This is a genomic window from Amycolatopsis sp. CA-126428 (assembly GCF_002904335.1).
Classification (GTDB): domain Bacteria; phylum Actinomycetota; class Actinomycetes; order Mycobacteriales; family Pseudonocardiaceae; genus Amycolatopsis.
In genome coordinates this window covers 1-1,346 of sequence record NZ_PPHF01000119.1, presented here as the reverse complement: position 1 = coordinate 1,346, position 1,346 = coordinate 1, and the positions used below count along the sequence as shown (strand labels likewise).

The 1,346-nt window shown below is 68.5% G+C and carries 1 protein-coding gene and 1 pseudogene; both read right to left on the bottom strand.

The genetic code is table 11. The annotated features are described in order from the left end of the window. Positions 1–221: 221 nt before the first annotated feature. Positions 222–620: a hypothetical protein gene (locus tag C2L58_RS28505; protein WP_103340761.1), complete on the bottom strand. Its 399-nt coding sequence runs from the start codon at positions 618–620 to the stop codon at positions 222–224. A 16-nt stretch (positions 621–636) separates the two neighbouring features. After that, positions 637–1,346, bottom strand: a pseudogene (locus tag C2L58_RS28500) (hypothetical protein); the annotation flags it as partial.

Genomic DNA, 1,346 nt, shown 5'->3' with positions numbered 1-1,346 from the left:
AGGCCGTTGGCCTGGGCTTTCTCGTCTGGAAGCTCCCCCGCTTGGACTCGAACCAAGAACCCTCCGGTTAACTGGAGGTTCTAGACGTGGGTCGCCCTCAGTCGATCTAGCTGGAATGTTTGCATTCGCTCATGTCCCGATTCGGCGTCAATCGATGTCGGTCGTCGCCGTTTATGGAGCATAAATGCTCCCTCGTTTGCGACTGGCGTCGTCAACCTCACCTACGGCCGCTGAGGCCGGTGCCAGGGCTGGGCTTTCCGCCAAGCCAGGTATTCCTCGAAGACGGCCACGGTGCCCTCCGCCGTCTCCCGGCGGTCGAGGAACTCCGCCAGCAGGGCGAAGAGCAGGTCGACCGCCTGCTGCCGCCCCTCCCCCGCCGCTTCGTCGTGCCAGCCCGTGGTGCGGCCGGGAAAGGCCAGGTGCAGCACCAGCGACGGCCACGTGAGGTTGTCGCCGGTGCCGGCCCGGGGCACGAGGAACTCGCGGAAGCCGGTGAGCAGCCCGCCGGCGTTGCCCGCGTCGACGCCCAGCAGGAACGTGCAGTATTCGCGGTAACTGCCGTCCAGCCCGTACAGCTTCGGGCGCCGGTGGATCTCAATGAAGAGCGTCCGGTGGTCCACAGTGCCTGGTCCTCTTCTACTTCCGGAAGAACTTGAGCACGTCCCAGTAGTCGAACTGCTCCTTGAACTCCTGCAGCGGTACGCCTTCGGGGCCGGTCCACTGATCGTAGGCCCAGCCGTCCTTCACCACGAACGTGTGATCACCCCAGAACGTGTCTTCGCCGTGGTACGGCCCGACGTTCGACGCACCGGGCGGGGGCTTCACCTCCCACAGCTCCCCGCCGATCCGGCTCTGGATCTGGTCGGCGACCTCCTCGCAGCCGGAGCTGCCGGGGATGTCGGAGTACGGCCGCTGCGCGACACCCGAGTTCGCCGGGCTGCCTCCGCCGCCGCTCCCGCTGCTCGAGGAGGAACTGCTGCTGGAGTGGCCGCTGCCGCCGTTCGTCGCCGCGTGCATCGCGCCGCCGATGAGCCCGCCGGCCGCCAAGCCGGTGGCGAGGACGCTGCCGCCTTCGAACGTGAGGGCCCCGCCGAGGACGGCGGCCCCTCCGGCGCCGAGCGCGACACCGCCCTCGACGAGGCCGCAGGGCTCGGCGATGATGCACGCCGCCGTCCCGACGACCGCGGCACCGACGCCGACCCAGCACCAGAACCCGCACAACCCGGTGAAGTCCGTGCCGTTCAACGGGTTGCCGCCGACGTAGGAGTACGGGGGGGACTGCCCCCGGTTCGGTTGACTCCTGACCTGTGAGGATGCGCTCCTCGCTGGAAGGATGCCCACCATGC